Source organism: Sorangiineae bacterium MSr11954 (assembly GCA_037157815.1).
GTDB lineage: Bacteria > Myxococcota_A > Polyangia > Polyangiales > Polyangiaceae > Pendulispora > Pendulispora albinea.
This window is the reverse complement of record CP089984.1, coordinates 7878179-7902080: the sequence shown is the minus strand read 5'-3', so window position 1 is coordinate 7902080 and position 23902 is coordinate 7878179. Positions and strand designations below refer to the sequence as shown.

Annotated in this window: 22 protein-coding genes; 16 read left to right on the top strand and 6 right to left on the bottom strand. The window is 64.0% G+C overall.

The features are described from left to right. The first annotated feature begins 182 nt into the window (after positions 1-182). The 9 genes from LZC94_30560 to LZC94_30520 all read left to right on the top strand — a co-directional run bounded on the left by LZC94_30560 (position 183) and on the right by LZC94_30520 (position 8427). Complete coding sequence (locus tag LZC94_30560) at positions 183-1550, top strand: hypothetical protein (protein ID WXB12184.1); 1368 nt, start codon at positions 183-185, stop codon at positions 1548-1550. A gap of 607 nt (positions 1551-2157) precedes the next feature. Next, positions 2158-2511, top strand: a complete 354-nt coding sequence (locus tag LZC94_30555; protein ID WXB12183.1) for a hypothetical protein — start codon at positions 2158-2160, stop codon at positions 2509-2511. Positions 2512-3063: 552 nt separating this feature from the next. Next, positions 3064-3897: a hypothetical protein gene (locus LZC94_30550; GenBank protein ID WXB12182.1), complete on the top strand. Its 834-nt coding sequence runs from the start codon at positions 3064-3066 to the stop codon at positions 3895-3897. Positions 3898-3999: 102 nt separating this feature from the next. Continuing rightward, positions 4000-4713 (top strand): hypothetical protein, encoded by a 714-nt coding sequence (locus tag LZC94_30545; GenBank protein ID WXB12181.1) that lies wholly within the window; start codon positions 4000-4002, stop codon positions 4711-4713. A 94-nt stretch (positions 4714-4807) separates the two neighbouring features. Beyond that, a complete protein-coding gene (locus LZC94_30540; GenBank protein WXB12180.1) occupies positions 4808-5710 on the top strand; it encodes a polyprenyl synthetase family protein in 903 nt (300 codons plus the stop codon). A 53-nt stretch (positions 5711-5763) separates the two neighbouring features. Beyond that, on the top strand, positions 5764-6093 hold the full coding sequence (locus LZC94_30535) for an SMR family transporter (protein ID WXB12179.1): 330 nt from the start codon (positions 5764-5766) through the stop codon (positions 6091-6093). A 172-nt stretch (positions 6094-6265) separates the two neighbouring features. Continuing rightward, positions 6266-6787, top strand: coding sequence for a hypothetical protein (locus tag LZC94_30530; protein WXB12178.1), 522 nt, complete (start codon positions 6266-6268; stop codon positions 6785-6787). A 109-nt stretch (positions 6788-6896) separates the two neighbouring features. After that, positions 6897-7904 (top strand): LuxR C-terminal-related transcriptional regulator, encoded by a 1008-nt coding sequence (locus LZC94_30525; protein WXB12177.1) that lies wholly within the window; start codon positions 6897-6899, stop codon positions 7902-7904. 88 nt (positions 7905-7992) lie between these two features. After that, positions 7993-8427, top strand: a complete 435-nt coding sequence (locus tag LZC94_30520; GenBank protein WXB12176.1) for a nuclear transport factor 2 family protein — start codon at positions 7993-7995, stop codon at positions 8425-8427. Between the two features lie 211 nt (positions 8428-8638). On the opposite strand, the gene LZC94_30515 is transcribed toward LZC94_30520, so the two are convergent. Further along, entirely contained in the window at positions 8639-9265 is a 627-nt protein-coding gene (locus tag LZC94_30515) for a hypothetical protein (GenBank protein WXB12175.1), read from the bottom strand. Positions 9266-9629: 364 nt separating this feature from the next. Between LZC94_30515 and LZC94_30510 the strand changes: the two genes are divergently transcribed. Next, the gene (locus LZC94_30510; protein WXB12174.1) at positions 9630-9965 is read left to right on the top strand and encodes a hypothetical protein; all 336 of its coding nucleotides are present in this window, start codon (positions 9630-9632) and stop codon (positions 9963-9965) included. 166 nt (positions 9966-10131) lie between these two features. Here LZC94_30510 and LZC94_30505 read toward each other — a convergent pair whose 3' ends face one another. From LZC94_30505 to LZC94_30495, 3 genes are all read right to left on the bottom strand, one after another. Next, positions 10132-11181, bottom strand: coding sequence for a hypothetical protein (locus tag LZC94_30505; GenBank protein ID WXB12173.1), 1050 nt, complete (start codon positions 11179-11181; stop codon positions 10132-10134). A 90-nt stretch (positions 11182-11271) separates the two neighbouring features. Next, positions 11272-12186, bottom strand: coding sequence for a hypothetical protein (locus LZC94_30500; protein WXB12172.1), 915 nt, complete (start codon positions 12184-12186; stop codon positions 11272-11274). 3 nt (positions 12187-12189) lie between these two features. Next, a complete protein-coding gene (locus tag LZC94_30495) occupies positions 12190-13602 on the bottom strand; it encodes an FHA domain-containing protein (GenBank protein ID WXB12171.1) in 1413 nt (470 codons plus the stop codon). Between the two features lie 140 nt (positions 13603-13742). Between LZC94_30495 and tagF the strand changes: the two genes are divergently transcribed. From tagF to LZC94_30480, 3 genes are all read left to right on the top strand, one after another. Beyond that, positions 13743-14693 carry a type VI secretion system-associated protein TagF gene (gene tagF, locus LZC94_30490; protein WXB12170.1) on the top strand — a complete coding sequence of 317 codons (951 nt, stop codon included), beginning with the start codon at positions 13743-13745 and terminating at the stop codon, positions 14691-14693. Between the two features lie 244 nt (positions 14694-14937). Continuing rightward, positions 14938-17064, top strand: coding sequence for a protein kinase (locus LZC94_30485; protein WXB12169.1), 2127 nt, complete (start codon positions 14938-14940; stop codon positions 17062-17064). A gap of 154 nt (positions 17065-17218) precedes the next feature. Next, positions 17219-17566, top strand: coding sequence for a hypothetical protein (locus tag LZC94_30480; GenBank protein ID WXB12168.1), 348 nt, complete (start codon positions 17219-17221; stop codon positions 17564-17566). Between the two features lie 276 nt (positions 17567-17842). On the opposite strand, the gene LZC94_30475 is transcribed toward LZC94_30480, so the two are convergent. After that, positions 17843-18949 (bottom strand): DUF2974 domain-containing protein, encoded by a 1107-nt coding sequence (locus tag LZC94_30475; protein ID WXB12167.1) that lies wholly within the window; start codon positions 18947-18949, stop codon positions 17843-17845. 200 nt (positions 18950-19149) lie between these two features. Between LZC94_30475 and LZC94_30470 the strand changes: the two genes are divergently transcribed. After that, positions 19150-19872: a hypothetical protein gene (locus tag LZC94_30470; protein ID WXB12166.1), complete on the top strand. Its 723-nt coding sequence runs from the start codon at positions 19150-19152 to the stop codon at positions 19870-19872. Between the two features lie 307 nt (positions 19873-20179). Here LZC94_30470 and LZC94_30465 read toward each other — a convergent pair whose 3' ends face one another. Beyond that, the gene (locus LZC94_30465; GenBank protein ID WXB12165.1) at positions 20180-21202 is read right to left on the bottom strand and encodes an NAD(P)-dependent alcohol dehydrogenase; all 1023 of its coding nucleotides are present in this window, start codon (positions 21200-21202) and stop codon (positions 20180-20182) included. Between the two features lie 77 nt (positions 21203-21279). On the opposite strand from LZC94_30465, the gene LZC94_30460 reads away from it, so the two are divergent. Next, positions 21280-22155 carry a LysR family transcriptional regulator gene (locus LZC94_30460; protein WXB12164.1) on the top strand — a complete coding sequence of 292 codons (876 nt, stop codon included), beginning with the start codon at positions 21280-21282 and terminating at the stop codon, positions 22153-22155. Positions 22156-22198: 43 nt separating this feature from the next. Continuing rightward, a complete protein-coding gene (locus tag LZC94_30455; protein WXB12163.1) occupies positions 22199-23854 on the top strand; it encodes a DUF4034 domain-containing protein in 1656 nt (551 codons plus the stop codon). Positions 23855-23902 lie beyond the last annotated feature (48 nt).

The window sequence follows — 23902 nt, the reverse complement described above, 5'->3', positions numbered from 1 at the left end:
GTTCACTACCATCAACGCCAACGGGTCGCCTGCTCATTCGGTGAAATTAAAGTATCCAAGCGCGTTGCGATCGTGGCCGTTCATTTGGCCCTCCCATATGCGCGTGCACTAGATGGCGCATGACGTATCGCTGGTTCTACGCCGTTCTTTGCGGCGTATCTGCTTCCGTCACTTCGATATCCATGGCGGGAGCACAAACGACACCGAGCCCCGCCGAGCCGCCGGTGCCCGAGGCGCCTGCGCCTTCGTCACCTTCGTCACCTTCGTCACCTCCTCCATCGCCGTCGCCCCCCACGCCGCCCGATATGCGGCGCTCGGGTGTAGCGGGAGCGTCATCGACCGCACAGCCGCCCGAAGAAGGCGATGATTTGTCGATGACCTTTCACTCCTCGCGCAAGGCGGACATGCAGCAGTTCGCCGAAGGCAGCTTGCAAGAGATTCACATCGGGGGCGCGAAGGCGCGCTACGCGCTGAATCTCTTCGGCGACATCTCGCTGGGCGCGGCCTCCCGCAGCGAGGGGGGGATCAAGCCCGATCCGGCGTTTGCCGTCGGCGTGTTCGATATGCTGTTCAACGCCGACCTCAATGATACATTGCTGGCGACCAGCGAGGTCACCTTTCAATACGAGCCCGGCGCGCCGCTCGCCGAGCTCGAACGTCTTCACATCCGGTGGAAGCCGACCAAAGCCTTTTTTCTCGAGGCGGGGCGATTCCACACCGACATTGGTTATTGGAACGTGGCCTACCACCACGGCAAATGGCTGCAGCTCTCCATCGAGCGGCCGCGCCTCTTGCTGCTCCACGGCGGGCTGCTCCCCGTGCACTGGATCGGAGCGCAGAGCGGGGCGCACGTGCCCATCGGCAAGGCAAACCTATCGCTGATTGGATCCATCGGTTCCGCGCGCGACCTCATTGGCAACCCAAGTGTCACCAGCCACAACACGCACGGCGCCGCCTTCAGCGCGGTCAATGGCGGTCACGTCAAGTTGGAGCTCGCCGGCATCGGTGCGGCCGATCTGCGGCTCGGCGTCTCCGGTATTTATGCGCGCATCCCCGCGGAAGATGGCTTTGCGCGCCCGGCGCTGCCCGATCAGGGCATCGACGAGTGGATTGGCAACGCCTATATCGCGTATCCGAGCGTGCCCCTGACCTTCATCGCCGAGGGCTACCTCATCGAGCATCGGGTGAGCCGCGGAGCCATCGCTTCGCGACACCCCGGCGAGACGTGGCGCACGTATGCTGCATTCGCCATGCTGGGCTACCAAATCGGGCGCGTGACCCCGTACCTCCGAGGCGAGTACATCGCCAACAAATCGAACTCGAACGTCCGCGATCCCTTTTACGTCCCCGCCGAGAGCGGGCACGTTGCGAACATCACCCTCGATGTGGTCGAAGGAACGGTGGGCGCTCGCATCGATACGAGCATGTGGAGCGCGCTCAAACTGGAGTATCGCGCGACCGGCGGCGCGGGCACGCGCTCGGCGCCAAACGAAAATGGAAAATATCCCATCATTCACGCCGTGACGGCGAACTGGTCGTTCGGCCTTTAGTCCGCTCCGCATCCCGATGGCCGCCGAGCGCGGCGGTACGACGTCCAATCTACGGTGTTGCCGAAGCTCATGGTCGTGCTCGCGCGCGAGGCTCCGCGTGTGACGATCGTCGCCTGCCGCTCACGCGCGAGCGAGCATCGTGCGTACATGGACGACGATCGTTCGAGCTCGTGCTGGCGCCCTTTCGGAAGACGGAAGGGACGATGCACGCCATAACGTTCTTTCGTGGGTGAATGGCGATGAGCGCCCGCGAAGGGGCTGTCGGAAAAAGGCTCACGCTGCCGCGGTCGACGAGCCTCGAGCATGTGCTGGCCTCGCCCGAGGGAACTGGAAAGGCGTTCGTCGATCGCGCTCTCGCGCAGCGAGGGGCGCAGTGCTTCATCGCGCTGTGCGCGCCGTATGTTCGGGTGGTGCCCGAGGTGGTCGCCCGGTGCGAGCTGGCGCGGGCCACGCGATGTGCCTCTCTCGAGGAGGAGAGCGGTGCTCGATCGACCCCGACACCGATGTTGCAGTGGCACGAATGTGGAATAGGCTCGACCCAATCGAAGTATCCATTCACGCCATCGCGCCAAGCGGACATATCGATTCGCCGTGTCGCTGTGTCGCTGTGATCGATGTGATCGATGTGATCGATGTGATCGATGTGATCGATGTGATCGATGTGATCGATGTGACGTTGACGTCGGTAGGCGACCGGTTTCTACCGGGGCACGTCGGACGAAAAGAGAGAGCGCGATACGCGCATCGTTCTCGAGGCGTATACTTCGGTTGGGAACGAGCGCCGAGGCGTTGGAGTGACGTCGCGGAAGCGCTGCACGACACATCTCGTTTGGGAGGAGACGACCTGGGGCTGCGCGATCGGCCTCTTCGTTGCGCGCACTCCGAATGGAAACAGGAAGGTGACAGCCCACCGAAATCCACGTGGGAGGTCACCTCCGTGATGCAAAGCATCGATGTGTGATGCGCCATCGACATCGCATTTCGTTCACGCACGCGGCCGAATGGTGTCTTCATCAGACAGCCGAAATTCGTAAATTCTTCGATTAAAATGGCATATCGAAAGCGCGGTCTCGCCAGCATGATACGGCATGTCGCGCCAGGTATACGCGCGCAATCCGCGCCGTCTCGCCACGAATCGCGTAAAACGACGATTCGCCTGAGCAATCCGAATCATCATCGTCTCAATAACAGCAAACCCATTTTGCACATCTTTAGAGACCTTTTTTCGGACGACACGACGAAATCGTGTCATCTCCGAGTTGCCGCATCGCGCATACGCGCTATATTCATGGCTCCTCCCACCGGTCTGGCCTTTTGCGAACGCTCGGGGGCGGGCTCCCATGGGCGGCCGTGCTCTTTTGACACTCTCCTAACCGCAACCCCACCTGCTGGCCAGAGACAGCTAACAGAGCCACCTAACAGCGTCACTTAACAGAGCCACCTAATGCTATTTAACAATCAAATGGCACCACTCTCGCGCAGATTTATCGCGATACGAAAAGCCTCGCGCATCGTGAAAGACTACGTCGTCGATTTCTATTTTCCGATTCATCGGATCTCGTGGAGAGAGGGCGCCAAATGTCTCCCTCTCTTGCTGTTCTTCGAGTACATGGTCTATCGGGTCGACGACGTAGCCGAGGACGGACGTCGTCTTGACATCTTCAAAACGAAGAACGAGCATTTCGATACGTTGATGGCCAAAAAGGTCGAGTTCATCAACCTGCTCGGCAGGCTTCGATTGTACAATACAGCTATCGAGCGAGAAGTGGACATGGGCGAGCAGTACGTCAGGCTCGAGAACAAGATGACCTCGATCAGCGCCGCCAACGCCGCCAACTCGGCCAACGTGCCGGCTGCACCGACCGCACGTAACGCGCCGACCGCACCGACCGCATGCAACGCGCCGACCGTACCGACCGCACCGACCGCACTTAACGCGCCCAACGTGATAGAGCACGCCGATATCATGAGGGCCGCCGAGCTGCGAGCTTCCGACGTACGCCTTCTCCACTGCATGCTGTTCGGTGTACTGAAGAGACCGTGCGACGAAGAGCTTCTATCTCTTTTGTGGCCGGTGGAAGTCATCGCGGACATCGGAAATGACCTCGACCACTATGCCGACGACGTCGACAATGGCAATTACAACACGTACCATATGTTGGTAAAGCTCTACCGAGACAAGGCGCCGGAGCGCGTCCGAGCGGAAATAAACAAGTACGAGCGTCTTTTCCTGGAGCGACTGGAGCAGTATCCGAGCAGTCGAAAAGAGGAGCTGAAGAGCTTGTGCTCTCGATTCTATCGAACTCACACCACGACGATCCCCGAACCGAAGCTCGCTTCCTGCTGACCCTCCCCGAACCGGCCCGTGACGCGCCTTCATCAATCATGCTTCGCCATGATTCGTGATCGATCGGACGCGGGCTCCTTTGACGAATGGAAAGGGAAGGCGGTGAGCTCGACCCTCTTGACTTCCATCGATACGGTATGTGCGGTGAGCTGGACGATAACGTACGCTGCCGTCATCCGTCGTGGCTTCAAAGACAAATCATTCGGAATGCCCATTACGGCACTCTCCGCCAATATCTCGTGGGAGGCGAGCTATGCCTTCTTTTACGAACCTTTCAGCGATTATCTGCACAAAATCAGCATCATCTGGTTCTTCGCCGACGTCCCCATCGCCGTTCAGTGCTTCCTCTATGGCGCCACGGATTTCGACGATCCATTCATCAAACGCTATTTCAAGCTCATTTTCTCGTCGGCGCTGCTCATGGCGTTTCCGCTCCTCTATGTGAGCTTCTACGAATTTCACGATTCCGGCGGTGTCTACAATGGATTCGGCATCAACTTCATGATGTCGGTCCTGTTCGTGGCGATGTTGCTTCGCCGCGGCAATGTCAGCGGGCAATCGATGTATGTTGCCGTATTCAAATGGTTTGGCACACTGTTCGCGTACCTGTACTTGGCCGTCCAAGCGACAACGGATCCGGCCCATCCCTGGCCGAAGGCTACGTTCGTGCAAGACGTTATCATGCATAGAACGTATCCGCTGACGCCGATGATCCATTTTCTTTATCTTTTCACATTCGTCATGGACGCTCTGTATATTTTGCTCTTATATCGAAAGCTCAAAGAGTCGAACCTCGACCCTTGGAGAAGATTTTAATCGCGATTTCAAGCGACCGTCCTGCTGGCTCGATCCCGTACCCGTGCCAGCGGGCTTTCCTCTCGGAATGATGGCAACTCGAGGAGAGCGGGGTATGACCTCCACAGCGAAATTTTTCGATTTGGCTACTTATTTGTCTGCTCAGCAGGCGCATGTCGAAGCTGCGCTCAAAGAAGCCGTTCTCACCACCCGCCCGGCTAAGATCTGCGAAGCGATGCAGTATTCGCTCCTTTCCGGAGGAAAGCGTCTGCGTCCCATTCTCTGCCTCGCCAGTTGCGAGCTCCTCGGCGGCGCGGGAATGGTCGCAATGCCTACCGCATGCGCACTGGAAATGCTGCATACGGCGTCGCTGATCCACGACGACTTGCCTGCGATGGACAACGACGACTATCGACGGGGCAAGTTGGCGAATCACAAGGTCTTCGGGGAAGGCATAGCCCTCCTCGCGGGCGACGCGCTGTTGATTTATGCGGTTGAGTTCATCGTAGGCCGCACCGAGGGGGTATCCGCGGAGCGGCTGCTGCGCGTGATCCACATCGTGACGCACTCCATCGGAGTCGGTGGCCTGGTGGGGGGGCAAGTGGCCGATCTCGAGAGCGAGGGGGAGCCGCACATCGATCTAAACACCCTCGAGTTCATTCACACCCGAAAGACGGGCTCTCTGCTGGAGGCAGCCGTCGTCACGGGGGCCATCTTGGCGGGGGCCGACGAGGACTCTCTGGCGCGCCTCTCTCGTTATGCTCGCAATCTCGGGCTCGCCTTCCAGATCATCGACGATGTCCTGGATGTCACCGCCACGCAAACCGAGTTGGGGAAAACGCCGCGCAAAGATGAAAAGGCTCAGAAGGCGACCTATCCCAAGCTGCTGGGCATCCCAGAGTCCAAACGCCAAGCACACAAATTGATCGACGACGCCATGTCGGAAATCGCTCCCCTCGGAAAAGACGTTCGCCCGTTGTTGGCCGTGGCCGACTACGTTAGAACGCGATCCAATTGACAGCCGCCGCGCTCGAGCTCACGCGGCAGTGCCATCGACATCCGGGGCCACCAATGGGATATGTGTTTCTGATCGGAGCCATTCTCTTCGAGGTCATCGCGACCTCTCACCTCAAACTCGTCAAGGGCGAGCGTGCCGTGCCTTGGGCCGTGCCGGTCATCGTGGGCGGCTATGGCAGCGCCTTCGCTCTTTTGACCTTGGCGCTCAACCGCGGGATTCCCTTGGGCGTCGCCTATGCCGTCTGGTCGGGGTTTGGTGTCGTGTTCGTCGCCGTCGTGAGTTGGCTTGCATTCGGCGAAAAGCTGGGTGCGATGCAGATCGGAGGTGCCGTGATGGTGGTCTCGGGGGTGGTGCTGCTCGAGCTGGGAGCGCATCACGAATGAATGATGAACGATGAATGAATGAAGACTGATTATGCGTGCCGCCGTACGGCACGAACGAAGGACTCGAATTGGAGGGCGAGAAGTGGGACGCTACACAAGAACTCCGTCCGCGACGCCTGCGTTGGCCGCGTGGAGCCCCGGACTCGACAACGACGATCGTACGTTGCGCTGGGTGTACGAAACGATACCCCATCAAGGTGTACCGCCTATCCCATGGTATGTCAGGCTGCTCGAGAATCCGGCGAGCCCCGTTGCACTTGCGGGCGCCGTCGATCTGTTCGAGCACGACTGCATCCACATCGTGCTCGGCCGCGGCACTTTGCCGCAGGACGAAGCTTTCGTCATCGGATTTACGATGGGCTCGAGCGAGCGGCTCTCGCCCTTGCAGCACGGTTTGTTCGCATTGTGCTCGCGCTACGTTTACCGCGGGGACTATCGATTTTCGCAGATGGATCGCCGGGTGTTCGATATCGCGGTCGAGCTAGCCAAGCGCATGAAGCCACGTCCGCTCGACCGCGTCTCGTTCGGTTCGTTGATGGATGGGCAGCTCGGAAAGCTCCGCGCGTCGCTTGGGCTCGATACGAGACAACTGCGCGAGGCGTACGAACGCGAGCGCGGTCTTTGGCCGGGGAGCCCCGCGGCCGTTCGATTGCCGCGCCCGCTCGCTGCCGCCGAATCCCGCGCGGGCATCTGACCTCGGGCGTGAGCTCCCCGTATGTCGAGGAGTACAACCCATGGATGTTTCGTCAACTCGGGAGCGATACGATTCACTCGCCGATTTCCAACGTTCTCTCATGGCCTCCATGCGAAGTCTCGTGCCTGCATCCGGTGCGTTCATTTGCTTCGGCGACGATCGCACCGTGTCGTATGCTCATTCATGGCGTATGGTCGAGGACACCGTAAAGCCCGTTCGCAGAAGGGACGGAATCAACCTCGCGCAGGCATTCGGGCTCGAATCGAGGGACGTCGTCCGCACGGCACGGCGCGCCTATAGGACGGTCGAGCTCTACACCGACGACATTCGCAAGAACCTACCCTATTTTCGAGACAACTCGGCGGCCGACGCCTTCGTACGAGCCCTCCTCGTACCGCTTCATGCCAGTGGCTCGCTCTTCGGCATCTGCGGCCTCGAGCGGCGGCAAGAAGAGCCGGACTTTACCAGGGTCGACCTCCAGCGCGCGGAACAAGTGGCGCCCTTCGTTCTCGCCGCCACGCAAGCGCATATGAAGTCGAACGAGCTGCAGAAGGAGGCCACGGCGCTGCACTCCCTCGCCAGCTGCGGTGGAACGCTGCTCGCCGTCGATCGCGGCAAGCGCTGCGTGACATGGGTCGCGAGCTCGGAAGAAGGCGTCGACTGGCCCGCGCAGGTCAATCCCTTGGTGGACGAGGTCTTCGCGCTGGCCATATCCCAAGACGATGCGCGCGGCCAAGGCGATCGAATCGCACCCACCTCACGATTGTGCGAGCGGACCGTGCTGGGTATTTCGAACATTGAAGATGACTCGCTCTTCGGATCGGGGGCCTGCGTGATCCTTCATCTGGGGGCCCTCGACGGCGAGAGCGGGCCGGAGGACAAGTTGTCCACGCGCGAGCAGGAGGTTGCCCGCCTGCTCGTCGCCGGCTATAGCCGGATCAATATTGCGGCCCTCATGGGCCTCAGCGAGAACACGGTGCGAACCTACATGCGCCGGCTCTATACAAAGCTCGGGATCTCGAATCGGGTGGATCTGGTGCGCGAGCTCATCGGGCCCACGCGCAAATGGAGCCCGCACGCTCGCTCGAACCGTTCGCACTCCTACACCTCCGGTTAGCCGGGCGGAGCCACAAAGCCGGGCCATGACCTCCGAGGTAATCGTTACATGGGGCACATCGTCGTAAATGTCGTGCTGGAGGTAGGTCATGACGTCCGACGACACCCGAGGCAAGGTCACGGAGACGACACGCAAGGTGGTCCTCGCATTCTACGAGGGGCTCATGGCCAGGGATATCGAGCCGATGGCGATGCTCTTTGCGGAGGAGGTGGACTGGTACATACCTGGCCATCGCGAGCTCGCGCCCTGGACGGGCCGGCGTAGGGGGCGCGCGGACGTGGTCCCGTTTTGGCGGCTGCTCCTCTCGAACATCGAGTCCGTCCGCTTCGACTTGCATGGCATTTTCGCCGACGGGGAGCTCGCCGTCGCGACGGGCGAGTTTGCGTCGCGTATGTTGAAGGTCGACAAAATATACGAATCGCCGTTCTCGGCGCACTTCACGGTTCGAAATGGGCAAATCGTGCGGTATCGCTTCTTGGAGGACAGCTACGGTTTGGTGCGCGTGCTCAGCGGTCACGCGTAAGCGATGTCCTTCTCGAGCTCGGAGAGCGGACTTGCCTTCGTGCTCCGGCGAGGCCGGCGGGCGGCCGGCCGAGAATGGATCCGTGTCCGGCGCAAGAACACCGAGGTACGCCGGTCTCGGATGACTCGCTCATGGGGAGGACAGGACCGTTCACAGATCGTCCCGCTGCTCATCGTTGGAGATCGTGCCGACGTTGGTATGCGCCATACACCTATTGCGACAGTTCTCTCATCGGCGCGGCGTCTCCTGGCATGCCGTCGACGCCGCGCTCTCCATCGTTGCCGGTCGTCAAGCCACCGAGGTCCAGCTGCTTTCCGTGAGCGCCGCCAGCGCCGCCGGCGCCGGCCTTTCCCGCACTTCGAAACGTCATGGTCGTTTCTCCGTCGTTTTCCGGTTTGATGCCGAGGTATCCGATGCTCACGGAGAGGCCCCCAGCGCCGCCCCAACCACCCCATCCTCCGGCGCCGTTCCCTCCGCGCGCGCCATTGCATCCCGTGATTGCGGGGGGAGCACCACCGGCTTGCCCAATGGCGCCGTTGGCGCCGGCGGCACCATTGCCCCCGTCATTCGCATGGAGCGCGCATGCTTTCAGCTCGACCTTCGATTGATACGTCAGAAGCGCAAAACTCGAGCCCCCCGCTCCGCCACCCGGGCCGCCCGCACCTCCACAACCTCCCGCACCGCCGCCGCCCCCACCAATCGAACCACCACCACTCGGAGCATTCGTACCACCACCACCGCCACCGCCTTGTCCCGGGTTGCCGTTCAGACCGTCCTCTCCGCTTTGCCCCTTCCAGCCCGTTGCGCCCAAGGTGCCGCTCCTACGAGCGGCACCCATGGCGGCGGGCTTCGCTGCGCCGTCTGCGCCATGATGCGAGGAGATATCTGAGCATGTCTGGCCTCCAACTTGCCCCTTCCCATCGCGCTTCTCGAATGGTGTCGTGGCTGGCGTTGCTCGGCCATCTCCGCCCGTGTTCGCTGCCGAATCGGGAACACCATCTCCGCCCTTGCCCCCATTCGACTGCGAACCATCGACGCATCGGGATTCGCCACCCTTGCCCCCGGTGATCCCGCTCGGCGCTTTGCCGTCCTCCGCGGTACTCCCCGAAAAATTCGATTCTGCAGTCCCCGGCGGTGTCGCCGAGCTTCCCTTGCCGGCGGTGAGCGCAACGCGTCGAAGCATGACATTTCCGGAATTCACAATGAACGACGCGATGCTCGACTCGCCCGGCGCGGTGGCGTCCTTCGCCTCGATGGCAAAATTGGAGACGATGACCGCACCTTCGGCGACGTCCCGCACCGCGAGCGCAACGCCTCGCGTCGAGGGAGCAATCTTCGTCGATTTGCCCGACGGCTGCCACGTGCCGCAATCGAACCCCCCGGACATCTCGACCGGGGAGGAGATCGTCACGTTCTCCGGATACGTCCCCTCACAAACCTGGATCCGATTCGGCAATTTACTGAGCGCTGCGCCGATCGTCTTGACGGGTAGCGCCATCGTCCCCTCGCGCGAGTCCTCACCCGCGGGGGACACATAAACGACACGATCCACATTGATACTCGCCCCCTTTTTGCACGTCGCAAAGGTCGAGCAATCGTCTTCGTGAAAGCTCGCGCATCCCGGAACGAAGAAATATGCGAGCCCAGCGAGTCCGGAGCCAAGAAGCAAATAGCGGTGCATGGGACCTCTGCGGTGAAGCACGTTTAGAACCTCGTCATCCATTGAGCGCCAAGCGTGGTGGGGCCCACGATTGGCGTTGCCACCGAACGCGAAGCCGCGCGCTCGGGCGAAATGAAGACCCAGGATGCGACGGCGGCGACGGCGAATGCTCCCGCGCCCGCGTACATCACCCAGGAGATCGTTCCATTTCGATTCTGTGAATCGCGCGAATCCTTCAGCGCGGCGCAGCCAGGGATCGCGGGGTCGAGGCATGCGCTGTCGTCCGGCAGCGTCTTGCGCGCTGCCTCGGCGTCGTCTTTTGCGCGGGTCGACGCCGCCCCAAAGAGCACCCCGCCAGTCGCGAGCGCCAGCGCGCCGACCGCAAAGCCTCCGGCCACCCAGTACCGCGTCGGGTTCGTCTCTCGGTTCGAGTTGGGGGCGGTGCCCCGATCGATCCCACTCCGGATATCGACGGTCGCTCCCTCTGCCCCCGTCGTTTTGACCGGCGCGGGATCACCCTGCACGGGCGCGAGGGCCGCCGTGGTCGACGTCGACGGATCGGAGAGGAGGAGCGCTACCTTGAGCTTCTCGCCGGCAGCGACTTGGAACTCCTTGGCCTCTTGTTGGTCGCCGAACTGCACCACGATCTTGTGCTTCCCGGGTGTCACCGCGACCGGATCCGGGAGGGGCGCTTGCCCGACGTTCTCTTTGTCCACCGCGATGACGGCGTTCGCCTTGGTCTCGACCGTAACGTCGCCGACGTGCTCCAGCGCCGACGAAAGGAATTTGTTCGCCTTGTCGATATCCGCTTGCTCGACCTTTGGACGGTGGATGAATTGCCGCAGATGGCGGGCGCCCTCGACGAAGTGCCCCGATTTCACCTCCGTGTAGCCGAGGTTGTACAAGGCATCGGAGTTGTTCGCGAGCGTGTACGCGTTGGCGAACTGGAGCCGTGCGTGCTCGTAGTCCCCAGTGTTCATCAACCGCACGCCTTCTTTGAAGCGGATCTGGGCCTCTTGCACCTTGGCCGGATCGGCCGCCAAGGTGCTCGTGGAGATCACCAGCGCGCCCAGGCACGTCGCGCGCGAAAGCACGCGAAGCCTATGTGATGCGGAAGCTCGGCCGATTGGCGTGGCCCGACCTGGGCGGATGCCGAGTTTCCATGTGACGATCGTCCGCATGTCTCATTCCTCGTCGGAGGCCTTCATTTCCTGCTTGCCGTTGGTGTCGACGGGCTTCGGAACCGCCGGAGCTTTTCCACGCACCTCGCGAGGTCGCGCGATGGGCGCCGCCGCGGGTTTGCCAACATGGACTGGCGGGGCGACCTCCGCACCGGGCACGTTTGGGTCCGCGGTGGGGATCGATGGTGCGGGCGGCTGCGCGAGGGTGGTTGCGGCCGACGCGGGCTCCACGGTGCGCGACGTGGAATGGTCTCCTTGCGAAACGAGGTACGCGACGAGCACCGCGCCAACGGCCAGCCCGGCGAGGACCACGAGCCCGATCGTTCGCCCGGTGCGACCGCGCGGCGGTGGACGTGCCGTCTCCGCCGTGGTCATCTCGCGATGCGGTCGCCGCCGTGTGACGGGGCGAGCGTTCATGATCGAATCGCGCACCACGACCGACTCCAGCTCGACGGGTGCCGTCGTCGCCGGCGGAACATGCATCGGCCCCACCACCACCGGTGGGAGCAGCCCGGCATCCGAGGGCGGCTCGTTCAGCGGGCGGGGGTTGGAGAACCGGTCGAGAATGGCGTCGATGCGCGCGGACTCGCGAATCTGAACGCCTTTGCGCGGCGGTGTGATCGAACCGTCCTTCGTCGAGGGCGGGCTCGAGGCTTGCGACGATTCCATCGATGACGTGAGATGGGGCGCTGCATCGGCGTGGACCGGCAGCCTCGTTGCCATGGGCTCGGTGTCTGCCCGGCGCACGGCGGCGATCACGGGGTTGCGCGGCAGAGGATCGGTCGTACCCCGGGTCGAGGGTTCGCGCACCGGAGGTTCGGGGATCGAATCGAGCCACTCGGAGAAGCGTCCACCGACGCGTGGCGCCGAAGCGTCTCCCCATCCAGCGCCCTGCCCATCTTTAAAGGAGTCGCCCATCGGTCACCCCTTCCGAGAGAGCTGGCCGGTGGCGCGCTGCGAGGGGTTCGAGCTCGGCGTCCCTCCCGTCGGTTGCGGCATCACCACGGTTCCCATCGGACCACTTCGCGGTCGGGAACCGTGATGCTCCGACGTCTCGGCCGGCGCAGATTCGGTTGGCCGGGTGCGCGCAGGAGCGCGGCCCGCGTCCGACGACGGGGGGACTTTGGCGGCGGCGCGCCCCTCGGCCTCGGCCTGTCCAACGAGGGTCTCGAAACCGTGCAGCACCTCCGGACCGTAGACGCGATGCAGAAACGAGCGCAGATCGCCCGTGGGAATCTCGCTGTGTTTGAGGCGGTACTCGTCCCAGAAAAGGCGCCAGGGGCCGAGGCTGAATCGACGTGACGCGCGATGCTTTCCATCGCGAACCGCGGCCTCGATGGTGCCCGGTGCGAGCCCGCGAACGAGCTCCGTGGTCCCTCGGATCACGCCATTCAAGAGCGACACCTGGTGCGCCAACATGGTCGCGAACGTGGAGCGCAGCGCGCGAGCGCCCTGGTGGGGTTGTTTCCAATCGAGCAGGAGCTCGGCGATCTCGCCCGGGGTGCGCGCCGAAAGGAGCGCATGATGCGTCGGATCCTCGACGTTGGTGTGCTCCAACTCCGGTCGGTAGAACGCCGCGCGCAACGGCAAGAACGCCAGCATGAACTGGGCGAGCACATCGCGCGACTTCGCAAAGAACCCTTGGATGTCCGCCACCGTCTTGAGCGGCGGCGCGCCAAAAAATTCCGCGACGTCCCGCGCCTCCTGAAGCGCGCACGCCGCCTCCCGATCGCGCGCCCCCAACGGCGCGCCATAGTGTTCGGCGAGTCGTCGAAAATCCAGCTCGTGTGCGAGCTCGGGAAAGGTTCGAACCAATTGCCCGATGGCCTCCGAGCGCGCGCTGGGGCCGAGCGCGGAGAGGCACTCGGTGATGGCTTGCAGCATCGGCGCCAGCGTCCTCCGGCGCGCCTCCACGAAAGGTCGTACTTCCTCCGCCAGCGCGCCCGTGTCCGCGCCCTTGGCGAGCTTCTCGACGCCTTCGACTCGGCGAGTCAGCGTCCGGCCGGTGATGGTCGAGATCTCCGTGTTCGGTAGCTCATCGTCGACCGTGTCCGCCAATTCCACATGGATGCGCAAGCAGCCGATGGAAAAAGCATTGTGATACTCGGTGAGGCGCACGGCTTCGTCCGGCGGCGCCGCCTTCCCATTCGAGAGAATGGTTCCGTTTCGGCTGCGGTGATCAATTAAAAATAACGCACCGCCTCGGTAGTCGATGGTGGCATGTTGATCGGAGACGAATCCATAGTTGAGCTGTACATTGAAAAGATCATTGCGCCCGAACCGGACAGGAAAGCTGCACGTCCGCTCGAACGACGTGTTGCTCTCGGTGTCCATGATCTGGACTCGAAGACCATGCCCCACGACCGGAACGATACCTGCGAGTCCGTCGTCCGGCAACGACGTGCGCTCGAAATGGCCATCGCGATCGAAACGATCCTTGAGGGCCCACTCACGCTCGTGGCATAGGCGTCGTCATGATGGCAACGCGCGTCCGCGTCTACGGTAAGCTCCGCTCGGGCCCCGAATATATGGGGACGCTGTCGCTGGACGAGCAGGACTTCAGTGAATGGCTCGATCGCGCAACGGGCTATGCATACATGGAGGGTAAGGAGAAGTGGCAGCGCGGTTATGAAACAGGCACCACGCATGCCTTTCTGTTTCGACCGAGGGATCGCCGCGAAAAGCTGATAACGGGTGTATTCGCCCCCAGCATCGACAGTGTCGGAAGGACATATCCGCTGATGATGGTCACGACCTTGCGCGAAGACATATTGGGGTCGGGCCTCCCATACCTTCCCGTGGCGGGCGAACGCTTCTTCGTCCATGCCGGAGAGGCCGTTCGCGAGGCCCGCACCGCGGCATCACTTACCCCCGCCATATCGGTCGCTTCGACGCTTGAGGCGCCAAATGGTCCTCAAATTGACAACATCAAGAACGATTTTGCGAATTGGCAAACGATTCGCGGCCAATTGCCGAGATTATGGGAGGCCCTCTTTCCTTCGCGCGGCCCGGATTCCGCCCTTCGGGTACTCGAGGCGCTCGTTCACGCGGGGCATGCGTTGCGTCGGGCCGACTCGGACGAGCGGCGCTATGTGCGGTTGCCGCTCGGCACCGGAGGCGCTGCCGCCACGGCATTCTGGTTGCGGACCTTGGCTTGCACGATGGGGACCGAGGCGGCCATCACGGTGGCGGCTTGGTCGCTCGAGCCCCACGGTTCGCTGATGGTGGCGCTCGGGAGCGAGCCCCCCGCCGACTTTTGGCTGAGGCTCTGGCTCGTGGAGTGCCGCGATTCGCTTCTTATCGATGCTTGCGCGATGATCATTCCGGATGCTGCCGAGGGAACATCTGCTCATCCGGAATTGCCTCGAATCACGCATTCCAATGACGCGACCATTGGCGATTTGCTCGGTGCTTTGGTGCCGTAGTTGATTTGGCATCATGTCCAATCGTCTACTCGAAGGTGGACCCGTGGGGATTGCATGTCGTGCGCGCCGGCTGGTCGCACGAGGTCGCTCGTGGTAATTTTCGGCCCCTGGTCGTGGGGAGGGAGTTTAACGAGTGCCGCGGAACATGAAGGCAGCGCGCGTGTCGCAGGTCCCTATCGAGGTCGCATTGGGTGCGCTGTTCATGATGGGCGGGCTTACCGCGATTCATGGCGGGAGATCTTGAATGGCCGGCACCGACGATCGGCGCAAGCCCTCGGGGCTCGCCGTGTCCACCGCGCACGGCCAGGCGGCCGGCGATTATGCCGTGGGGCAGTATGTGCCGGGCCCCAATGTGACCATCCTCGGTGTCTTGGGGCGCGGCGGCTTCTCGACCGTCTACCTGGTCAAGACGCAGGACGAGCTCCTTGCCGCCCTAAAGGTCATCCATCCGCACCTGGCGCGGCGCTCGGCCGTCGCGAATCGCATGATCGAAGAGGCGATGACCATCCGTCGGATCCAGCATCCGAATGTCGTCCGCTTCCTCGACTGCGGTTGGACCGCCGACGACCATTTCCGTGTTTACATCCTCATGGAGCGTCTCGAGGGCGCGAGCGGCCGGCAGATCCTCCAGGAGAAAGGTGGCATGCTGATCCAGCACGCGCTCGACGTGGGGATCAGCCTTCTCTCGGGTCTGGAGGCGGTGCACGCCATCGGCATCATCCACCGCGATCTGAAACCGGATAACGTCTTCGTTCACGTCGCGCCCAACGGTGAGCCGTTCGCAAAGCTGTACGACTTTGGAATTCAGGAGAAGCAGCACGCGGGAGGCGCAGCGGGAGACGACGGGCGCGCGCGCATCCGAACCTTCGAGGGGACGCCGGCCTACGCGGCCCCGGAGCAGCTCGTGGGCGAGCGCGCGACGGTGCGCACGGACATTTTTGCGTTCGGTACGCTGTTCTTCGAATGGCTGACGGGAGAACACCCGCAGGAAAAGGCGTTGCGAAAGGATGAAGAAGGTCAGAGGGGCGACGACTTGGGAGCGTCCCACCTCGTCCACGACATTCTTTATCAGCCTGCCCCGAAGCTGTCGGAGTATCTGCTCGTTCCGCAGCGGTTGGAGAACGTGGTGGCCAAGTGCCTCGAGACCCGGCCGGATCGGCGGTACCCGAATGTTACGGAGCTGCGCCGCGATCTCGAAGGCATCAAAGCGACACTTCATCCCGATTTCATTAAATCGAAGAAGACGACCCAGCAATATTTGATTGGCGCCGTTCAGGCCGTGCGCCAGGCGCAGGCTTCCCCGAGCGCGACCAGCAATGAGCGGCCCATTGCCGTTGGGCCGGCGCAGTCATGTGCACCTGGCGATTCCCAGGCCGAGCAACCGCGGGCAGGGGACTCCACGGTCCAACAGCGGACGCTCCCATTGGAGACGCCGAGCGTCGCCGTGCCGGTATGGCGCACGCGGCCCGCGGCGGAGACGCCGGCTGGAGGTGCCACGTATCCAGACCATGCGGCGACGATTGTGGACCCGGCGCTGCCGGAGGTCGAGCGCCGCGCGCCATCGAGGGCCACCGTCGCCGCGGCGGTGGTGGCGTTGGTTGCGGTTTTGACGGGCGTCGGGTTGGGGGTGTACGTGAAGTCGCGAAGCGCGAAGGCGTCCGCGATGCCCGCGGTGCGGGTGAGCGCGGCATCGGCCATGTCGGCTGCGCCAGGTGCCGCAGCGTTGGAGGCGCCGGGCGGGGTCTCGCCGTTACCGTCGCAGGCGGCCGTGTCGCCGCCGATGGCTGCGACGTCTTTGGCGGCGTCGACGATGCAGATGATCTCCGGCGATCTGGGGACGAGCGATCGCTCGAAGGACAAGGCCCGTGCGAAGAGAGCTCCTCTGGCCTCGACCCGTGACCCGGATCGCCCCGCGCGCGGGACGACGACCGCTTCGAGTGGGGATGGCGACGCCAAAGAGCCGGCCGCGGACACGGTCGATCGAAACGTGCCGGCGACCATGACGGCGGCGTCTGCAGAGCCAGCGATTCGGCAACCGCTGGAGCCCAAGGGCGAGAACATCGACATGGAACTTCAGATTCCCGCGTACGCCATCCCGAAGGCGCCGTCGAGCCCGACGCCAAAGTCCGAAACGACGATGCCCGTCGGTTTGAGCGCGGCGGATCAGGCCCGCAAAATCATGCTGCGCGATCCCGACGCCGCAAGGCGGATTCTCGAACCACGCGTCTACGGCCCTCGCCCCGTGCGCGCCGAGGTCGAGCTGCTCGCGACGATCTGCCGCGATCAAAAGGATCAGACGTGCGTGACGCAATGCAAATCGCTCCTCGAGCGGCTCTCGGCGTCTCCGTCGGGGACGGAGCCCTTGCGGTGACCGCGATAAAAGGGGAGACCTCCCTCGAAAACGCTGCCCCCGGACCGTGATCCTATCCAATGGTGCTGCCCATCGCGTGTTTCGCGGTGCTCGGGCGGGGCCGCCGTGCGCGCGCCCTCTTTCGCTTCGCAAAGCGGTGCGAGAGAATGTCGCCATGCAAATCGAGATCACCCGCGATAGCGTCGCCATGGGAGACGACGCCGATGCACCGCACCGCGAGGTGCTCGAGGTGAGCGACGGCGCGACCCTCGCGGATGCGGTGGCGGAGGTGCTTCGCCGGCCGTACTTGGCGCGCATTCGCGGTGGAAAGGCGACCTGGCTCATCGTCCGCGCGCCAGCCGTCCTCGCGGTGGTCGCGGAGCAATGGAGCGCGCCGCGGTGGCTCGACGATCCGCAGGCCCCCGCGCCTTCGTCGCTCCACTTTCGATACCTCGCCCAGCGGGATCCCGACCAGGTCTACGCGAGCTTCTCCGCATCCATGCGACGCACCACCGGACGATAGCCGGCGGGCGGTCGATGGCCAGCTCGGGGGGGTCGCGGTAGGGCTCGATCGCGACGAGCGAGAGCTGGCCGTCGCACCCCTGGCTGAGGGTGGATGAGGACGAGGGGCGATCCGCGGCGAGCACGTTTGGGTTGCCGCGCCTGCAGAAGCTGCCCGCGCTGCCCCACCCGTGGGTGCCGCCGCCGACCGATCCGGACCGTGCTCGCGATAAATTCGGCGCAGCTCGCCGGACAGTCGATCGAGCGCCGCCGTCGCACCCGCCGCGGGGCCGCTCCATCACCCGCTGCCCCACGGGGGCCACTTGCGCATCGAATCGTGGACCGGCCCCATGCCGTGCAAGTCGGCGCCGTGCTTGGTGCGCGCGCCCGGGATCCACTTTTGAAAGCCGGTGAGCGGTTTTGGATCGGGCAATGTGATCTTGCGTCCGACGGCGTCGGGCATCAGGCCGCGGGTGGCGACATTGTTTTCCTGCAGGTTCGTCAAGATTTCGCCGTCCACCGCGTAGCGGCGGACTTGCCCGTTCTCGGCCTGTGCGCGCGCGGCGTTCGGATCGAGGTCGAGGCGTTGGATCGTTTTGTCGTTGAGCCCGGACGAATTGAAGGTGACCGCCGGCGAGCCCGTCGCCAGCGCCCCCGCCGACGCGAGACCACCGCCCAGCGAGTGCCCCGTGATGACGAGGCTGTCTCCGAATGCCGCCTTGGCCTCTTTGGCGAGGCTCACGGCTTGATTGTATTGGGCGTCGGAGAAGCCGAGCCCCTGCGTGAAGTTCGTTTTCCAATCTTTCAAATCTTGGCTGCCGGCATAGGCGAGCACCGTGTTGCCGTTCGCGTCGCGGTAGATGGCCGCGCGGAACCCCGTCGAGGGATCGTTCAGCGCGCTCGGGTTGATCCCGGCTGCCTCGAGCTGCGCCGCGTCCAAGCGGGTAAAGCCACCGATGTTGCCGCCGGTGCCATCGCGCGGAACGTCGCCCGCGATCTGCGCGAAGGTGCCATCGATGGGTTTCGGATCCGTACCTCGGACTTGCTCGCTGAAGGATGGGGAGCCGCCTCCTGCCGGCGATGCGAAGGCCATGAGGGCCATGGCCGGGCTCGCGGGCAGGGCTCCGGCGGGATCGTTCGCCCCGCCGCCCGCACCGCCACCTCCCGCACCGCCGCCCGCGGCGCCGCCACCTCCCGCGGCCGCGGCAACGCTTTGACCGCTCCCTTTTCCGCCGCCGCACTGGCCATTGAAATTTTCGGTCGCACAATCGACTTGTGCGCTGACGTTTCGTCCGAGCAGCCGCCAGCCTGCTACCCCCAGCACGCAAATGGCCAGAAGTAGGAGAGCGTATTCAACGAGCGCCCCGCCGCGGGTGTCACGATAGAGGGATCTTCGCTTCGGCATTGCTTCGATGTCGCTTCGTCAGCAAGAACCGGGCGCGCCCGAGAAGCTTTATCTCACCTTCAATTTTCTCCCATATCCCGAATTTAGCGATGTTTTGTACGTTAAATTACCGATCGGTAGACCGAACCTCACGCCGGTCAGGACCGGCCACGCTGAACGATTTGCGCTCCACGAAGCGCGCCGCATTATGCATCGCGTCGATGAACCTACGCCCGCTCCTCGCGCTCGTGCCGCTCCTCACCTTCCTCGCCTCCTGCCGATCGTCGCCCGATCCATCCGCGACGAGCGGCGCATCCTCCGCGTCCCCAGCCGCCGCGCCCGCGGCCCCCAGCGCCGAACCCCCAAAGGCGCCCCCGGTGGCCAGCGCGTCGCCATCTGCGAAGCCGTCGGCCACCTCTGCGACCTCCGCCACCTCTGCCACCTCTGCCGAGGCGCCGAGGGATTTCAGCGATGAGTTCCTCTATGGCTCGGCGGATTACAAAGCAGGAAAGGTCGATCCCCGCGTCCTGGACCGAAAACAGACGTATGTCGGCTACCACAACGATCGATTCGACTTCAATGTGGACGCTCCCAGCTCCTTCAAGGCCATGCCCGCGCCGGACAACGGAGACGGGGCGCAATGGCGGCTCGGGAAGCTCGTGGCCATCGGCGCCTCGGGCATTCACGATATGGGGACCGGGCCGATGTGTGCCAATTCGGCCAATGTCATGTCCCACACCGAGTCGAAGACGGGGTGTTGGGCCACGGGCAAAAAGGACGGCTACATCTTCTGGGAGCGGATCGTCATCAAGAACGGAGTCATGTTCAGCCTGCGATTCCAATACGCCGAGTCGCTCAAGCAGCAAATGGATCCCATCGTCCGACACGTCAACGCCTCCTGGGCGGTGAACGGACGCGGCGCGGACGAGCCCGCGCCCGAGTGATCCGTGAGCGGCCACCATGGTCGCCGCGCGCTCGGGGGCGGCCTCCCTCCTCCGATTTTCGACCAGAAATAGAGCGATTTGCAGCAAGACGAGCGCCCCGATCGCGGCGGCGCTCATGCGCTTTTCGAATGGCTTCTCCTCCTCCCTGCGCTGGCGGGCCCTCGCGCGGAATGTGCTCAGATGCGGCGAGGCTCGTCGTTCTTGAACGAAAGATTATCGACGCGCGGCCGATATGGAGAAGACTTTCCGAGAAATAAGGTGTGATCCGCTCACGATCCGTCGCACACGTCGGGACCCAAAGTGCGTTTTAGGGTGCTCGAGAAAATTCAATCACCACTTTTCCGAAGTGACCGCCCGAGGCGAGGTGCTCGAGGGCGTCGCGCGCCCGGTCGAACGCAAAGACGCGGTCGACCGGGGGCCGGATGGAGTGCGCTTCGAGGGCGCGCACCATCGACTCGAAGCTCTCGCGGCTCCCCGCCGTGGCGGCATGAACGTTGGCGCCATGGCGGATCGCATCGAAGATATCGATCGTCGCCGAGGTGTCGGCCGTATAGCCCACGAGGTGAAGGGTCGCGCCCAATCGGGTCGCCGCGATGGTGCGCGCCAGCGAGGGTCCGCCCACGACATCGACGGCCACATCGACCCCGCGACCGCCGGTGCACGCGATCACGTCGCGGGGCCAATCGGGCGCGTCGCCTCGGGGGATGACGTCGCTCGCGCCGAGCTCACGCAGCTTGGCTGCATGGCGATCGCCGCGCGTGAGCGCCACCACGCGCGCACCGCCCGCCCGCGCGAACTGCAAGGCCGCGAGCGAGATGCCGCCCGTGCCTTGCACGAGGACCGTCTCCCCGGGGCGCACGCACCCGGTGCGGTAAAGCACGTGCCATGCGGTGACCGCGGTGATGGGGAGGGTCGCGGCCTCGGCGTGATCCAAATGGCGTGGCGCGCGCACGGCCGCCTCTTCGTGCACGCACATGGCTTCGGTTAGAACACCGTCGCTGGGGCCCCCGAGCCGTCGCCGCGCCTTGGCCGGTTGCAGCGGGCCATCGATCCAATCGGGCAGGTACGTCGGGCACACGCGATCGCCGATCTGGAAGCGGGTCACCGAGGCGCCGATCTGGACCACCTCACCGACGCCGTCCGAGAGCGGCACCATCGGCGCCTTGGTATCGGCGTGGTAATGACCGCGCGCCATCGCCAGATCGCGGAAGTTCAAGGACGCGGCGAGCATGCGCACCACCATGTCGTACGGGCCGGGGGTGGGGTCGGGGCGCTCGACCACGGTGAGCGCATCGAGGGCGATTCGGTCTTGGTACACGTAAGTCTTCATGCCGCAGTTGTGTGCTCGACGGCGGTTCGCCGTCAGGGCTCACATTTGCAGGTCGCACGTGCAATCCTGCAGGAGCCATGAACTGGAACGATCTGCGCTTTCTCCTCGCCGTCCACCGCCATCGAAGCCACGAAAAGGCGGCAAAGGCGCTCGGCGTCGACGCCACCACCGTGGGGCGCAAGCTTCGTTCGCTCGAGCGCGCCGTCGGCACGCGCCTGGTGCGCCGCGTCGCGGAGGGGCATGTGCTCACGCCGGCGGCGGAGGTGCTCGTCCCCGCCATCGAGCGCATCGAGCTCGACGCGGTGAGCATCGAGCGGCAGGCGCGCGGCAGCGACGCGGGCCCCACCGGTACCGTGCGCGTGACGGCGAGCGACGGTTTGACCAACTACGTTCTGGTGCCCACCCTGGCCTTGCTCCGCGCGCGCCACCCGGGCCTTCACGTGCAATGGGTCAGCGAATCTCGCGTCCTCGATCTGGCCAGGCGCGAAGCCGACATCGCCGTTCGAACGGTGCGCCCGTCGAATCCCAACTTGGTCGCCCACCGCCTCGCGCCGCTGCGAATCGGTATTTTTGCGAGCAAACCGTACCTCCGCGACCGAAACGCGCCGCGCCACCTGCGCGATTTGAAGGCGCACACCTGGCTTGGCTATGTCGAGCCCTCGCCGGCGAAGAAGGATCCCGCGCTCGCATGGCTGGACGAGCACGTTCCGCGCGCGCGTGTAGTTCTACGTGCGACCACGGCCTCGACCTTGGTGGAGGCTTGCGCCGCGGGCCTGGGTCTCGTCTTGATGTACGAACGAATCGGCCAGGCCGACCCGCGCCTGGTGCAGGTATTGCCCCAACACCCCGCCATTGCCCCGCGCGAGGTGTGGGCGCTCCACCACGAGGACGACCGGGCCAACGCGCGCGTACAAGTCGTTTCGATGTGGATTCGCGATGTCATGGGGGGATGACGCGCTGGACTGCGTCGAAAGGCCATCTACAATCGGCCTTTTCATGGTCCCATATCGACAGCCGTCGCCGCCGCCCGCTCCCCCTCCACCAAAACCGCGCATCGTCCGCCCATGGGTGGCCATCGCGTTCGTCGCATCCGTGGCCCTCGCCTGGGGCCTCTACGTTCTTGCACGGCATGTTTATTACGGTCGCTACGCGGACCGGCATGGTGTCGCGACGCGCCAGGAGCGCGCGACGGCGATTGTTCGTATGGCGCCGGGCCCCATTCCAACCGCGCTGCCCATGGTCGGGCAGGAGGGCCGCGATCCCGACGGCTACCCCACGAAGCACGTCGACACCGTGGGATTCCGGACATTGCTCCAGGTGCGGCGCTACCGCGAGCTCACGGCCTATGCCGAAGAGCTCCAGGACGCGTTCGAGCGCGATCCAAAGAACGAATATTGGCCAGTTGAATTCGGCGAGGCGTTCGACAGCTCCGAGGCGGACATCGACGCCGATCTCGATGCCTGGGTCGCGGCGACCCCGGAGTCGTTCGCTCCTTACATCGCGCGCGGTGGCCATCGTCTCGGGAAAATGGTGGCCGCGCGGGGGGACCGATTTGCGCGCGAGACCTCGCAGCAAGAGTTCACGGAGGCAAGGAGCGCGGGCCAAGCGTCCGTGGCGGATCTCGAGCGCGCGCTCGCGTTGCGGCCCAAATCGTTGTCGGCTGTTCGCATCGGCATCAACGTTGCCAGGATTGCCTCCGACCGTGCCTTGCTGGAGCGGATGCGCGAGCGCGGCATCGCCATCTGCGATGCGTGCCTCCTCTGGCGTGGCCCCTATATCATCACGCTCACGCCGCGCTGGGGCGGAAGCTACGAGAAGATGCGCGCCTTCGTGGCCGAGAGCCCGTTGACGCGCAATCCGCGTTTGCGTGTGCTCGCGGGCTACGAAGACAGCGACCGGGCCGATCTTCTCATGTCCCAAAAGAAGTACGAGGAGGCGCTCTCGCTGATTCGGGGCACGACCGAGCGGATCCACCACTGGGAGTTCTACTCGACCCGCGCCCGGGCGCTCCGCGCGCTCGCGCGTTACGACGAGGCGCTGGCCGATCTCGACCGCGCCAATACGCTGCGCCCGCTGGTGTCATCCATCTTGGCCGCGCGGGCGGCCGTGCAGCTCGACCGGCATGACTATCTGGCCGCGGGAAACGATATGCTCATCGCCCTGCGCTGCGATCCCACGGGCTATGGCGTGAAATCGACCTATCCCTATACCCTTCAAGGGCTCATTTACGAAGCGCGGCAGCTGGAAAAAGCAGGGCAGCGAGAGCGCGCGCTCGACGTGATGGATCTCGCCCGCGCGCTCGGTCCCATGGATCCGACGGTGCAATACCACCAGGCGCACATCTCCCTGGCCGACGCGACCACCCCCGAGCGCATCGCCGCGGTGCGCGCGCGCGCAAAGCAGAACCCCGGCGACTACCGCGCCCTCGAGCAGCTCTATTACGCGCTCAGCCGTCAGGGCGAGTGGGGCGAGCTCCCCACGTTGTGGAGCGCGTACATCGCGATTCACCCCGAGGATGGCCGTGGCTTCATGAAGCGCGCGACCGCGTACCGCGAGCTCGGAAAAAAAGACGAGGCATTGGCCGACGCCAAGCGCGCGTGCGAGCTGGGGAACAACGAGGGCTGCGAGCGAAGCACCCGAAGCATCGAGTGAGCGCGCCAGTCGCGACGTGGCGAATTTCCGCGGAACGGGAGGGGGTGC